The sequence below is a fragment of the Rania fehmarnensis genome, assembly GCF_056494185.1.
This window is the reverse complement of record NZ_CM151398.1, coordinates 2541635-2556268: the sequence shown is the minus strand read 5'-3', so window position 1 is coordinate 2556268 and position 14634 is coordinate 2541635. Positions and strand designations below refer to the sequence as shown.

Sequence of the window (14634 nt, the reverse complement as noted above, 5' to 3'; positions counted from 1 at the left end):
ACTTCCAATCTCTGGCGAGATCGGCTACATGCACGGCCCCGGCTAACTCAAGTCTCTCACACCCAACGTCTGTCCCCGATCTTGAGCGAGGGGACACACCACTGGTTTTTTTGCTATCGTCGCCCATTCGCGCGCGCGGTGACAGACCCGGTGCTCGTCGTAGCCGAAGTCGCCAGACTTTGGACGCGTCACCGATCGACTTCCAATCTCTGGCGAGATCGGCTACATGCACAGCCCCCCGCTAACTCAAGTCTCTCACACCCAACGTCTGTCCCCCAATCTTGAGCGCGGGGACACACCACTGGTTTTTTTGCTAGCGTCGCCCATTCGCGCGCGGGGGACAGACCCCGGTGCTCGTCGTAGCCGAAGTCGCCAGACTTTGGACGCGTCACCGATCGACTTCCAATCTCTGGCGAGATCGGCTACATGCACAGCCCCCCGCTAACTCAAATCTCTCACAACCAACGTCTGTCCCCGATCTTGAGCGCGGGGACACACCTCTGGTCTTTTTGCTAGCGTCACCCATTCGCGCGCGGGGGACAGACCCGGTGCTCGTCGTAGCCGAAGTCGCCAGACTTTGGACGCGTCACCGATCGACTTCCAATCTCTGGCGAGATCGGCTACATGCACAGCCCCCCGCTAACTCAAGTCTCTCACAACCAACGTCTGTCCCCGATCTTGAGCGCGGGGACACACCTCTGGTCTTTTTGCTAGCGTCACCCATTCGCGCGCGCGGTGACAGACCCGGTGCTCGTCGTAGCCGAAGTCGCCAGACTTTGGACGCGTCACCGATCGACTTCCAATCTCTGGCGAGATCGGCTACAGGCCAACCTCCCCAAGCCTTCGCCTTGGGGAGGTGACGGTCACTCTTCGATCATGATGTCGCGCATTTGGCTCAAGATGGCTGGGAGAAAGATGACGCCGGAATAGTGATTGGCGAGCATCTTGACGTGATGAGAACCTTCAAGTCCGACGGCCTCGGCCAGGCGATCCGAATTCTTGATGGGCACGACGTCATCGTACAGGCCAGAGAACATCCACGTGCGCCGTGGATTCATGCGATGCGCTAAACGTAAAGGTTCAATGGCATTGAGTAACTGTTTGACGGTATCGTTATCGACACCTCGCTCGGCTAGTTCCTCGCGCATGTTGGCTGCATCTTTTTTGCCTTGCATGAGCACATCGTACAAGTCGCCGCCGGCCAGGAAAATGATCACGCGATGATAGGCCTGGTCCAGCCCGGCAGTGGTGGCGGTGACAAAGCCGCCTAGGCTTGTGCCTTGCAACGAGATACGTGATGTATCAACTAATGGAATAGCAGCCACCGCGTCTTTAGCGCGGCGCACGTCGGCGATCGCTTGACGCATGGCTGCAAAGACGCGATCACCGGTCGGTTTTTCATTGCCTTGACGACGTACACCATAGTATGGCAATTGGATCATGAAGGCATGCATGCCGCGCTGACGCAGTCCTTGCGCAATCAAACGACCAACCGTCATGCCTTTGCCCGATTCATGCACGATCACGGCAGCCGGTGCGCGCATGGCTTGACCATTACCGTCTTTGGCTTGATACCACTCCAGAGCCACCGTGTCGTTGTACTCGTCGCCGCTTGGTCGAGCCGAAGGAAAGCGCACGAGCCAATCGCCTTTTTCAGGCTGAGCGGCCTGCAGTTGTACTTCGAAGTTGCCGGGCTGCCATACTAGACCTGCCAGGCACTGGACCGAATCAGCTCGCAACTCTTCAGCTGGGCTGAGCGTATCGATCGCTGGAAAGCGACTATCCAGCCCCAGCGATTTATCATCCGGCGCAGCCTGAGAATTACCCAGAAGCGCATGGAGATCCAGTTTGACATAGGGGCGTTCGGCCGCTGGATGTTTATGATCAGCATTAGCAATGTACAACACGCCATCTTCGGGCACGAATAACACGTTGTGCAAGTTGGACTGCATGGCCACCGGGCGGCACATCAACCACTGCCCTGACGTGGCATCGATTTGACCGTACTTTTCTTTGACGCGCGCCCGCAAGGATTCTAAACGTGAGCCAGCGCTGAGCACGACGGCATCGGGAATGCCTTCCCCCAACCGCGGATCACTCTGGCCCGGCTGGATGAACTCAATCTTCTCAGGTGTTGCCGCCACACCCACCGCGGATCGATCTTCGCCATCGGCAAAGACATAGTAGTACTCGCAAGTCCGCGGACTGTTGGCAAACAACTCCTTCACTTCGTTAAGCGAGTCACACTCTTCCAGACCGCGACGCATCAACGTGGCCATCGGTACGCCATCCCACTGACCTTCGCCTTTGCCACCCATCTCGCCGAGCGAAATTTTCTCGGCGTTCATGCCCGAGACACTGCCGATGAAGCCGGCATAACCTACGTTGGCAAAAGGTATAAATCCTTTGGGTTTTACCACAAAAGTTGTGGCGGCATCCTGCAGGCCAATGACGGTCATGTAGTCCAAAACGCGACCATGATACAACTTGCCATCCTTGGTCGCGTTACCGAACAGGGCAAAACCCGAGCAGTGAAACAACTCCGGAAACACATTCAAGGCTTCAATCAGTTTTTCATCTTGCTTCAGACTGCGCGCCAGCGCGCGCGTTTCTTGTTTATGGCGTTCGGGAATGTGCGGCGACAAGCGCGCGTAAGCGGCCTCTAAGTCTTCGCGAAACCAACGACCCGTGGCGATCGTTTGTGCTGTTCCAAACGCATAGAGTACGGAGTCGATACAACGCTGGGCTTCGACACCCAGCAGTTGACCATGGGCCAGCCCCATCTCTTCCGGCGTACCATCCAGCAGAACCACGCGTTGGCCATCGATCCAGCGCAGCTCACCATGCTCGACTTTCTTGTTCTTGGTCAGCGGTGAAGTCAGCAGTCGTGAAGGCGACAGAAACTCGCACGCTCGACGCACGCCGCGAGCCAGTTGACGCTCGATCTCGGCTCGGGGTAAACGTCTAACGTTTAACTCTGGCCAATTGTCCAGGGCCTGCATGTCGCCGGCCTCTGTCAGTTTCAGCGAGACTTCGGTACCCTCGATCGTTGCCAACAATGTGCCGGCTGCGTTATCGAACGCCACGCGTGTCTGGTCGTCATGAATCCAAGTATGAGCTTGTACGGCGTCGCTGAGCTTGGTTAAACCCAGGGCTGCATCGGCTAGCTCTTCGTGACTGGATTTGAGCAACAGGTTGGTATAGAAGTAAAGGCTCGATCCCGAGCTGATCAAACGCTGCAGTGCATCTTTGGGTGCCACGTGATCTTGGCTGTCGGCCAAATCGCCTTGACCTAAGAAAACCACCTGGTGCTTGGGTATCGCCAAGGCCACGCCATCCGCTCTTCGGCGGATTGCAACTGCGTAGTCGCTATGCGTAACTGTCAAATCGAAGGCCACATCATCGAAGCGTTCGATGCGAAAGTCGATGGTTTGAGGTTTGCCATCGATGATCGGCGCTGCATGCCCTTGGATCGCATAGTTTGAATCGCGGCCAGCAATACAGTCGAGCCATGGTTTGAGGTCGCCACCCAATCGAGCGCCCGGTGAATCGGCGGTGGCCAAACCAGCCAACGGGAAGACCAACAGCAAGGTCAGCAAAGTGCGCATAAGAGATTTACGATTTAAGATGTGAGATTTAAGATGTAAGACTTAAGACGTTTGAGCGTTGATAGCGCGTCCAAGTGCTTAGTTTACTTGAACTACCGCTCCGCATGCGAGATCAGTGCGACCAGGACGCAAGGTCCGCCAGCAATGACTTCAATGCCATGTTCGCGGGCCGCGTCGATCGCCGCCGGGCTTTCGGCCCCCGGCTGCATCCAAATAGACTTGACGCCCGCTTCGATCGCTTGAGTGACTACTTTCTCGGTCACTGGAGGCGGTGTAACGATCGAGAGGCTGTCGATCGCCTCTGGGACATCGGCGAGCGAACGATATGTGGGAATTCCTTCCACTTCGGTCTCCACCGGATGCAGGCCGACGACATCTTTTCCGTGGCCCACTAAAGCTCGCAAAACTTTATTGCCATACTTGGTGCGATCGGTCGACGCGCCTGCCACCGCAAAGTGTTTGCCAGCTAAGAATCGTTTGATTTCTGCGTCATACATAGTGCAAGTCCCTTGGTCGTTATAGGTTTACGGATGCTTGAGGAACTTCTTCAGCTCGTGAAAATCGTGGGCCGAAATGAGTGGATTTTGCCCCGCTCCGGATGCTACACTACCGACCTGGGCAATATCAGCCCAGCTTTTCTGATTGTGTTTTCTAAGTGACATTCGGTCACAGGTGGAGTCGATTCATGTGGAAGAAGCTCACAATTGTTGGTTGTGTGTTGGTAACGCTGTTTGTCGTGCACACGGCTCTGCGAATTGAACAAGCCAATGAAAAGACTGGCACTTTCCTGCCGCGGCCCCCTGGATACGAGCGAGAATCCTGGAGTGTTCCCGAGTGGAGCATGGTGATGGAATATGTGGATCACCAAATTGCCGAGCGACGCGCCAACACGTTCGTGGCCAGCAGCCCCGACCAGCAGATGCCATCTCTGCAACAACTCCGCGGCGAACCCTACAGCGAATCAGAGACCAGGTTGATCGAGAAGAATAAGGAAATGTTCGCCGCTCATACCGAACTGCATTGGTGGGTTACCAAATTCGGCAGCGTGCAGTGGGCGCTCGCTCCGCTGGCCTTCATTTGGTCAATCGGCAACTTCCTAGCCGTCCGAAAGAACCTCGTGCGCGTGCTCTCGTCAACCTGCGCCCTGCTAGCCTTTGGTGCGATCTTCTTGATGATCTTTCGCGGATATTAATTAGTGACACAGGCTTACAGCTGTGGCATAGGCTTCCAGCCTGTGTATGTGGCATAGGCTTCTAGCCTGTATATGTGGCATAGGCTTCCAGCCTGTGTATTAAGCCACTGTAACTCGAGCTTCGTTTTCTTAGAGAAGACACAGGCTGGAAGCCTATGCCACAACCAGGTCACAGGCTAGAAGCCTATGCCACATAAGCTACGCAAGCTTCAATATCTCTTTAGCTTGCTGAATGCCGGTTGCCAAGGCATCGACATCTTCCAGCGTGTTGTAGACGCCGAACGATGCGCGAATGGTGGCTGGGACGCCTAGCCAATCATGCAGTGGCATGGTGCAGTGGTGACCGTGCCGCACACATACGCCGCTGAGGTCCAACAAACTGGCAACATCCTGGGCGGCGGCGCCGTCGAGCGTAAAAGGAATGGTGCCACCGCGCTCGGCAGTCACCGGGCCGTACATGCGCAGGCCACCGATGTTCGATAACTTCTGCTGTGCGTAGGCGAGCAAGCGCTGTTCGTGCGCATGCATGACTTCCAATCCCAGCGACTGGGCGAAATCGATGGCCGCACCTAAAGCGATGGCCTGAGCAATCGGCAGCGTGCCAGCTTCAAACTTGGCCGGCACCGGCGCGGTGCTAAAGCCATCGGTGGTGACTGTGGAGATCATATGACCACCACACAGAAACGGATCCATCGCTTCCAACAAAGCACGTCGACCGTAACAGACTCCAACTCCGCTGGGACCATACAACTTATGACCAGAGAAGGCCAGGAAATCAACATGTTGTTTGAGCACATCGGTCGGCAGATGCGGAACGCTCTGCGCACCGTCGACGACCAGCAGTGCTCCCACATCGCGAGCCCAACTAGAAATCTGTTCGAGCGGCATAACGGTGCCCAAGACGTTGGATAGTCCAGTCACTGAAATCACGCGTGTGCGGGGAGTGATCATCTGCTTGAAAGCATCGAGATCGACTTGACCGTCGCTGGTCAACGGGGCAAAGCGCACCACGGCGCCGGTCTGCTGGGCAACCCACTGCCAAGGTACGATGTTGGCGTGATGTTCCATGATGGTCATCAGCACTTCATCGCCGGCGCGCAAGAACTTGCGGCCCCAAGCGTTGGCCACCAGGTTCATGCCCATCGTTGTGCCTGAGGTGAAGAAGATTTCTTCGGTGCTGGACGCGCCAATAAAGGCGGCCACCTTTTCGCGCACCGCTTCTAGCTGTCGACTCACCTGGTCGCCGAAACGGTAGACTCCACGGTAAGCGTTCGCGTAATATTCTTCGTAGACTTCGCGTTCTTTATCGATGACTGCATGTGGCTTCTGGCTACTAGAGGCCGAATCGAGATAGACGACGCGCTGGCCCGACTTGTTGACTTGTTGCAGAATCGGAAATTGCAGCGCTACGGCTGCGGCTTCAAAACCATCGGGAGCCGGCGGAATGGGCGACTGAGTGACCGATGCTTGAGTTGCAGATGCCGAACCTGCGGAGGTGGGTGCGTGGTTCACTGATCGTTCTCCATCCTTGGTCAACTCAGCTGGAGTCGATTCTAGGCTGGTTGGTGCATCTGCATCAGCGGCCCCCGCCGTCTCGACGGGCAAGTTTGAGGCGATCGCTTGCGCCAGGTCGCGTACGCGACCTACCATGGACTGCAAGCCATTGCGGCGTTGGATCGCCAGGTGGGATTCGAGCCCCAACTTCTTGAAAGGTGTACGCACATCAGTTTCCAGAATCTCTTCGGGCGATTTACCGTTAAACAGCAAGCCGACGATAACAATCAGGCCATCGACCAGTCTGCCATCACTTTTGGCGCGAAACCACAAGTGCTGGCGATCGGTGCGCGGATCGAGCACCAACCACACGCGAGACAGGCAGCCCATCACTCGATTGGCTTCGACTTTTTCGGCGGCTGAAAGATCGGGTAATTGCTCGCCCAGTTCGATTAGGTAACGACACTGCTCACCCCAATCGCCCAGGAATTCAAACTCTTCGATCAGCCCCTCTAATGTCAGCTCTTGAGACTCGGTCAACGGGCTCCCCTTCTGATTCGCATCTGGAAAATTACGCTTGGAAAACAGGCTCCAGCATTTGTGCCTGCGTTCATACCCGGTCAGCGATTCCCCCTGTTAACTTGGCGTCGAGCACAAGCTGGGCAGCCCGCAGCCAGGGGCGTACAATACATTGCATTATAACCGTCACAAGGAACCCTCACATGGCTCAAGCAATCGTCGACCCCGAACAACTGCGGCAATTCGCAGCTCTCTTGCGTCGGTATAACCAACAATTGCGGGATTCGACTACGACACTTACACAAGCCATGGGCCGTTTGAGCGAATCTTGGCGCGACCAGGAACATAATAAATTCGCCGAAGAGTTTGATGAACAACTCCGCCAGGTTCAACGCCTGGCCGAACGCTCCGAACTCCATATCCCCTACCTGCTCAAGAAGGCCGAGCTGATCGAGCAATACTTGCAGCGTTAGGGCGGGCACCGCGCGGAGATACAACGCCACGGTATCGAACTGGCCACACTGGCTGGAAGCTTGTGCCACGGACTGCTATAGTTGTCGGCTCAAACCACCGAAGCACACTTGTTGTAGGGAGCCGAGCTATGCGTCCGAACGATGCTGTCAAGATTGGACTGGATACCGCGCAAATGGTCGTGATGGCCTATGTCGATGATTTGAGCGATGAAGAGCTCATGAAGCGGCCGCATCCCCAGTGCAATCATCTGAATTGGCAATTGGGGCACTTGATCGCTTCGGAATATGAAATGGCCAAGATGGCCAAGCCTGATTCAATGCCGGAGTTGCCTGCCGGCTTTGCAGAGAAGTACACAAAAGAAAATGCCGCGCATGATGATCCAACGCGGTTTTGCACCAAAGCTGAGCTGATGCAAACTTATCAAGCCGTCCGCAGCGGCTTGCTTAAGATTGTTGACCAGGTCGAGGATGCGGATTGGCAGAAGGAAACGGGTGTCAGTTACGCGCCGACGGTTGCAGCCCTTCTGAATATGGTTGGTGCTCACTGGCTAATGCATTGTGGCCAATGGGTAATTCTGCGCCGACAACTTAACAAACCAGTGGTGATTTGAGATGCTCGATGCGGCTACGCGCGCGGCGGATTTCCCGACCCTCAGCGGTATGCATTACTTGAACACGGCCGCGGAGAGTATCCCTCCGCTGTGCGTGGGCGAAGCGTTGCAGCAATATTGGCGCGACAAGCAACAAGGCATGCATGGTCGACAAGCCCACTTTGCCGCAGTCGAAGCCTGTCGCGAAGTGGCTGCCCGCATGGTCGGACTGGCCAGCAACGAAGTTTCATTCTGCTCGTGCAGCTCGGAAGCTTACAATCTGCTGGCGACCGCTCTGCAACTGGACGAAGGCGATGAAGTTGTCATCAACGATCTCGACTTTCCAGCCGGGGCTACTCCCTGGTTAACTAGCACGGCAGGCATCACCGTTCAGTTATGGGAATCGCGCGATGGCCAGTTGATCATCGATGATCTGGTACAGGTGCTCAGTCAACGCACGCAGCTAGTGCAACTATCGCTGGTCAGTTTCTACAATGGACATCGAGTCGATTTCGCGCGCGTGGCCCAAGCCGTCAGGCGCCACGCCCCGCGAGCCATCTTGGCCTTGGATGTGACTCAGGCGCTGGGCCGAGTCAAGGTCGATGCTCGACTGGCCGATATCGTCATCTCCAGCACTCACAAATGGACACTCGGTGTGCATGGTGGCTGTATCATTGGAATTCCTGCCGCCAGTGCATCGCGGTTGACCACCAACGCCGGTGGCTGGTATCACATCGAGAATGCGTTTAGCGCTGATCGATTTGAACGCGCTCTGCTGAAAAGTGGTGCCGCCAGTTTTTCAGTAGGCATGCCAAATTTCGCAGCCATCTACGCCCTCAACGCCGCGCTGCGTTATCTCGAAAAAATCGGCATCGATGCTATCGGCCGTCATGTCGATCCTCTGGTCCAAGCGCTCGATAGCCAGTTGCGACAACTTGGCTTCACACCGATGTGTGCGTACGAGCCGAGCCTGCCCACCGGTATCGTCGCCTTTCAACACGAGCGTAGCGAAGCGATCAACCAAGCGCTACTGGCAGAGCAAGTGCACGTCATGCACCACGCCGGTCGCCTGCGCATGGCCCTCCACGGTTATAACACGCGCGAAGACATCGAAAAACTCGTAAGCGTCTTAGCGAACTTCACCTAAGCCGTAGGCGTTAGCCTCGGTTTTTGGAGTGCTGCGGCGCAGCCTTTGGAGTGCTGCGGCGCAGCCGTAGCTTTGATGTTGGTTAGAGGGTTGATGTTGGTTAGAGGGTGCGTCTAGCCTGGCCGATTGACTCGTTTAACCCGTAGCCGCCAGGCGAGGCAAACGAAGAAGTGGTTCCTCACCGCCAAGCGACCGCATTGAGCAACTGTAGTGCGGGACAGATCACGCTGACATCAAAGCGGAAGCTGACGCTTCCGCACTCCAAAGGCTAACGCTCTCGGCTTAGTTGAAAAACACCTTCTCGGCGGTATCTTTCAGAATAGCTTGTCGATCAGCCTCGCTGAGTTCAGGCATCGTCTTGATAAGATCGATCGACGCAGCGTAAGTGTGCGGGGATTGAACTTGGTAGGGACAGTCCGATGCCCACATCAAACGATTAACGCCGTACTCTTTTACCAGCCGCCTGATCATGGGTACTAAGTCACGGTGCGGTGCGGTCTTGGCCCCCAGTGCGTAGAAGGCAGAAGTTTTAACATAGACATTCGGATAGCGAGCCAGCTTGCACAGGTTGTCGAGGTCGGCTGTTTCAATTTTGCCACCGACTCCAATGCGGGCGAAGTGATCGATCACCACGCGCGTCTTGGGAAACTTGGCGATCATCGCGTCGACAGCCGGTAGCGCATCGGGGTTGGCCAGCAGGCACATCGCCTGATCGGTATCCACGGCGGTGGACCACATGGTTTTCATATCGCTGGAACTAGCCCAGCTTTCGGCTTTGGCCTTGTCGGTGTACAGGCGAAAACCCCGCACGCCTTTGGCAGCCAGCTGTTTCATCTTAGCTGGTGCATCGCTCTGCGCCGGATCGATGATGGCAACGCCACCGAAGACCTGCGGGTATTGTTGCATCACGTCCAACATGTAACTGTTGTCGTATTGATAGAAGCTCATCTGAATCAACACGATGCGCGTCACACCAGCCGGTCGCGAGTGCGCGAACAGTTCTTCGGGCGTGAAGCTGGGCGGAGCCATGTCTTTGACAGTAAAGTCCGCGCTAATCGGATACTTTTTCAGATCCGGCGTCCACACGTGAACGTGTGCATCGATATACCCATCCGCTGGCGCAGCAGCAAAACTAGTTGGTTGCAGCGCAGCAGCCAGCGACAAAGCGCTGGAGGTAGCCAAAAAATCGCGTCGTGAAATCAAGATAGAGCCTCCCAGTTGGATTTGAGGTGAGGCTCCTATTGTAGCTAACCGGGAATACGCAATGGCGTCCCCGGTTCCAACTAAACCGAGGGCCTTAGCCCCGGTTCTACTAAGCCGAGGGCGTTAGCCCCGGTTCCCTAGTCCACCGGCCGTGAACGTGTTAATAACCGAGGCTAACGCCTGCGGCTTAGTGCGAGGTAATCATTAACCGGCCATGCGATCAGAACTGCTGGTTTCCATTTCGTCGACCGCAGCGCGATGGCGATATTGCATCAGGTAAGCATCTTCGGGCGAGTCTTCGTAGAAGCTGCGCAGAACCGAAATCGCTCGAAAACCCCGTTGGCGGAAAAAGATCTGCGCATCGAGATTGGTCTCGCGAACTTCCAGCATGATGCGATTACGCCGATCAGGCGTCAGCTTGCTGGCCAACTTGTCGATCATAGCTGTACCCACACCGGAGCGTCGAATTGCAGCGGAAACTGCAAAGTTCAGCAGGTGCAAGCGATTCTTATGAAGCTCGTAGATCATAAAGCCCACAACTTGCGAATCGCGTTCGGCTACCATGCCGATGCAATTGCGCTGTCGCAAGCAGCGAATAAACTCTTCCTCGCTCCAGGGAAACTCAAAGCTCTGTTGTTCAATATCCAAGACAGCCGACATATCGCGACGAATCATCCAGCGAATGTTGGTGTACTGAGTGGTGCTTCCTGCACTCGGCATTTGCATTGCTCCCTGCATCTCTGTGGGGTTCGTGTGAGCGGCCAGAGTATCAAATCAGCCTCGGAGAGCCAAGACGAAAACTCATGTCAGCCAGTTGCGACTGGATGGAAGTCGTAGCTATACAAGAATGGCATCGGCAGGGCAATTTAACAGTATCGCTCACTGATGCTATCTCTTAGCCAACCAGCAGTGTAGCGGGGCATCAACTACTCCACCAGCTTAACTTTATTGCACGGTCAATGCGGAGAGCACACCTGTGCTGGCAGTTGCCATGGTTATCACGTTGAATGTCGAAGCGATCCCCAAAGCCTGGTCCAACAACAGCCGCTGAGCTGGTTTGCTCCGGGCTCACGGTCGTCTGATTCTTCGTGCCGTAGCGCCCGCATCTGGCTGATCCCGTTGAACTCACCGCAGGCAGGCCATCACCCCACGACCTTCCCAAGCCCCTCAGCCCGCCTATTTTATTGTCACAAACTGGGATAAGTACTTATCCCTCATACGTTGAAACTGGGATAAGTACTTATCCCGGTTTCGCGCAGACTGGGATAAGTGCCGCTCAACCGGGGATAATTAAGTTGACAAACCAGGGATAAGACCCCAAAATCCGGTTATCCAAACCCCAACTGGGATAAGAACAAGTTCCCGATGTCAGATGCTCGCAATACTTTATGCATCAACTAATGCTTGCTCTTGTTCGTACCGGCACTTGCGCCGCCGGCCTGCCGGTGCCTTACGGCGACCGGCAGAGGTTGTGTCGGCCCTTCAGGCCTGGACACTGAGTTTGCTTGACTCCAACGCTCCGAGCATTGAAACTTAGCTGCGCTGCATGGTGGTCTGGGATCGAAGCGGGTAAACGCTCATCAGCCAGAGCCCAGGCCTGAAGGGCCGGTAGAATCTTTGCCGGTCGCCGTCAGGCACCGGCACGTGCGATCGGCAAAGGTGGTTGGCAAGTTCAAGACATCCTGCGGAACGGACAATCGATAAACCGTGGTGGTAACTCTCTGTGTTCTCTGTGTCTCTGTGGTTTAATAGGTTTTGGCTGATGCAGACACGCCTATGAAACTGGCAAAGCAGCCAAGCGAAGTTGCGGCTTCAATTGTCGACCGGCTATACTGCAAGCTCGATTGCCTGGGTGCCCAAACATCGGGAACTAGGCAATGCACCGGAGCCGCCGCTCATCTCCAACATACTAACAAAATCAATCCCGGCGGCCGCGGTGATTGCAAACGTTCGCCTTTACCCAAGAGCGGTTCGTCTAAATGCATTCGCTCCTAACCGATAGTTGGACCTACACTCCAGAAACTCACGACGACGTCTCCCGCCGGTATTCTGGATTTGGCTGTAAGTTGTACGATAAAATGGCCAACCTACTTCCGGACTGCTATGCTGCACTTCGATACTATCGAGCAGACTGCCATCAGACCGAGGATTCGTATGCCGTCTGCTTGATTCCCCATCCGTTTGCCATCCAGCTTGATCCTGACTGCCAGGTCATTTGCCTTTGGGACGAGAAGATTCACAATGAAATCGGCACTTGGTCGGCAGAGCCTTATCAGGAGTCGTTTGAGTTCATAGAACGCCATTTCACTTTGCAGCCGGTGATTCGGCCGCTACCATGAAAAAAAGGCGAACAATGCAATGCACACCGAGTTGGCGGCGGTGCCGGATTTCACATGGACAGTCAATCGCGCCAACCGGGTGATTGCAAACGTTCTGTCGCCGAATCCATGAGCTCCTACGACAAATTGCGACCTTGGACAGATATCGAATCCTGCGAATGCGACGCTGTCCCGTCGTTGCTACTTGTCGACTTGTTGACCGACAATCCAATACACTGTGGTTCTTGCCGCCGCGAGGTTGATCCCGAAAGAATTACGCTTACCGCGGACGAAACGGACGCCATTGCTCATTGGTTTTCCGCGTCCAGTGCCTTATATCGGCTATGGCTTCATTCAGGCGAATATGAGGACTACGCAAAACAACGGTTGTTAGACCCAAACGGACAGATCAACATATCCGGTCGGCAGATTGCTCGTGAGCTATCCACAAAGATTCCAACGCAAATGTGGTACTTTCACGACACCGACGACGGCGAACCAACGACATGCCCAGTCTGTTGCGAAACGTTGGACACTGATGTCAAATGGGGATCAGGTCAATGCACCAGTTGCTTCATCCATATCTAACGTCAAAAGACAACGCGACAGAACAACCGCATGCAACGGAGCCGGCGGTCGGGTCGGTTTTGCAATCAACGCATCTCACGCCGGCCCGCTGATGCGAAGCGTTCCCGCTGTCAAATACTTGATCCGTAAACTAATGTGCGCTGGGCTCTCCACCGACCTTGTGTCGGTGGGAGCACGACTTTCTGGCTAGCACTCTAGCCGAAGAAGTCACCGGTCCACCGAGCAAGCTCGGTGGGGCCGCAGGGACACCGGACGTGCTTCCATGCTGAAGACAAATGCGTCTTGGATCATCAGAAGCTGCATTGGGGTGATTTACTTCGGAGATTACTGCGAATCGGACAGCACGGAATCGGTGGGTGCTAGAAAAGACACGCAGCGAGAACGACAATCGGCAACGGCGGTTGCTCTTCTCTGTGTCTCCGTGCCTCTGTGGTTCAATCTGTCTTTTGTATTCCTGCGCACTGATGAAACTGGCGATCGGCAAAACGTAGTTGCGGCTTCGATTGAATACCGGCTATACTTCAAGCCGTGTTGCCGGGTGCCGAAAAACATCGGGAACAAAGCGATGCAACCGAGTTCTCGATCGACCCCAGCTTACTATTTGATCAACCGCTCGAACCGGCTGATCGCAAGCGTTATTTGGCCATGAGGCGACTGCCATGAAGCGGCAAACCGAAAGCGAAGCTGAAAACATCCGATTCCGCTTCAGTTTCAACCAACTTTTGTTGGCGATCACCGTATTGGCCGTTCCCATCTCATTGATTTCGAAGTATTGGGTAAGCGTCAACAACACCGTTGACGAAAGAACCATTCCCTTTGCGAATGCTGGGCTTTGGAGGCAGTCTTATCTCGTCGTCGGGCTGCTGCTGCTTGGGATATTAGCAATCGGCTTCATCACCATACTCCTGAAACGGAGACTGTATTTGCCAGCGGTAATGTGTGCATTGACGTTGGTAGTCTGTGTGTGGCCTTTATCTCGCCAAATCGAGTCCACAATTTTGTCACCAGTGCAAGGAAATGAGATTGCAGAGATTCACAACGATGCGGCTGCAATCGTCGCCACTGCAATCGACCGATTCTATGCTCGCACCCAACGATGGCCTCGCACGTGGGCCGACTTGGACGATGATCTTTCCGGCGTCATCAGCGAGATCAACAACCGCAAGCCACAATCGACAGATCCATTTGGCTCCGGCGATCCGTTCGCTAGCGACGCAACCTCAGCGGAAGAATCGCAATCAATTTTCTCGCGATCACCCGATCTCGCGTCGGTGACACGGGAAGACCTTCACGCGTTGGTCGATGTCGATTTCGACGCTCAGCCTCTGATTCTTGCGAAACAGAATTGGATGGAGTTTTCTGGAATCGTCCCTCACAAGCCGACCTACAATACATACCGAGTTGAGTTTGGCAAACTCATCAAACGGCTTAACGAGGGGACTGGTTCACCGGAAATGGCAAACAAGCCAACCAAATAACAAAGCGATGCAACCGAGTTCTCG

The 14634-nt window shown here is 55.0% G+C and carries 11 protein-coding genes; 6 read left to right on the top strand and 5 right to left on the bottom strand.

From position 1 onward, the window contains the following. Positions 1-863 precede the first annotated feature (863 nt). On the bottom strand, positions 864-3608 hold the full coding sequence (locus SH573x_RS08530) for a C45 family autoproteolytic acyltransferase/hydrolase (protein ID WP_479354163.1): 2745 nt from the start codon (positions 3606-3608) through the stop codon (positions 864-866). A gap of 92 nt (positions 3609-3700) precedes the next feature. After that, on the bottom strand, positions 3701-4105 hold the full coding sequence (locus SH573x_RS08525) for a CoA-binding protein (RefSeq protein WP_479354161.1): 405 nt from the start codon (positions 4103-4105) through the stop codon (positions 3701-3703). 188 nt (positions 4106-4293) lie between these two features. Here SH573x_RS08525 and SH573x_RS08520 point away from each other — a divergent pair, with 188 nt between their 5' ends. Next, complete coding sequence (locus SH573x_RS08520) at positions 4294-4800, top strand: hypothetical protein (RefSeq protein WP_479354159.1); 507 nt, start codon at positions 4294-4296, stop codon at positions 4798-4800. Between the two features lie 198 nt (positions 4801-4998). Here the strand turns inward: SH573x_RS08520 and SH573x_RS08515 are convergent, their stop codons facing one another. Then, positions 4999-6834 carry a SufS family cysteine desulfurase gene (locus SH573x_RS08515; RefSeq protein ID WP_479354157.1) on the bottom strand — a complete coding sequence of 612 codons (1836 nt, stop codon included), beginning with the start codon at positions 6832-6834 and terminating at the stop codon, positions 4999-5001. Positions 6835-7016: 182 nt separating this feature from the next. Here SH573x_RS08515 and SH573x_RS08510 point away from each other — a divergent pair, with 182 nt between their 5' ends. The 3 genes from SH573x_RS08510 to SH573x_RS08500 all read left to right on the top strand — a co-directional run bounded on the left by SH573x_RS08510 (position 7017) and on the right by SH573x_RS08500 (position 9023). Beyond that, a complete protein-coding gene (locus SH573x_RS08510; RefSeq protein WP_479354155.1) occupies positions 7017-7286 on the top strand; it encodes a WXG100 family type VII secretion target in 270 nt (89 codons plus the stop codon). A 128-nt stretch (positions 7287-7414) separates the two neighbouring features. After that, positions 7415-7897, top strand: a complete 483-nt coding sequence (locus SH573x_RS08505) for a DinB family protein (protein ID WP_479354154.1) — start codon at positions 7415-7417, stop codon at positions 7895-7897. A 1-nt stretch (position 7898) separates the two neighbouring features. Beyond that, positions 7899-9023, top strand: coding sequence for an aminotransferase class V-fold PLP-dependent enzyme (locus SH573x_RS08500; RefSeq protein WP_479354152.1), 1125 nt, complete (start codon positions 7899-7901; stop codon positions 9021-9023). A 282-nt stretch (positions 9024-9305) separates the two neighbouring features. Here the strand turns inward: SH573x_RS08500 and SH573x_RS08495 are convergent, their stop codons facing one another. Together SH573x_RS08495 and rimI are read right to left on the bottom strand one after the other, a co-directional pair. Continuing rightward, positions 9306-10226, bottom strand: a complete 921-nt coding sequence (locus tag SH573x_RS08495) for an amidohydrolase family protein (protein WP_479354151.1) — start codon at positions 10224-10226, stop codon at positions 9306-9308. A gap of 204 nt (positions 10227-10430) precedes the next feature. Beyond that, positions 10431-10946, bottom strand: a complete 516-nt coding sequence (rimI, locus tag SH573x_RS08490) for a ribosomal protein S18-alanine N-acetyltransferase (protein ID WP_479354149.1) — start codon at positions 10944-10946, stop codon at positions 10431-10433. A 1358-nt stretch (positions 10947-12304) separates the two neighbouring features. Here rimI and SH573x_RS08485 point away from each other — a divergent pair. Both SH573x_RS08485 and SH573x_RS08480 read left to right on the top strand, forming a co-directional pair. Beyond that, entirely contained in the window at positions 12305-12565 is a 261-nt protein-coding gene (locus SH573x_RS08485) for a hypothetical protein (protein WP_479354127.1), read from the top strand. 1226 nt (positions 12566-13791) lie between these two features. Continuing rightward, positions 13792-14610: a hypothetical protein gene (locus SH573x_RS08480; protein ID WP_479354129.1), complete on the top strand. Its 819-nt coding sequence runs from the start codon at positions 13792-13794 to the stop codon at positions 14608-14610. Positions 14611-14634: the final 24 nt, after the last annotated feature.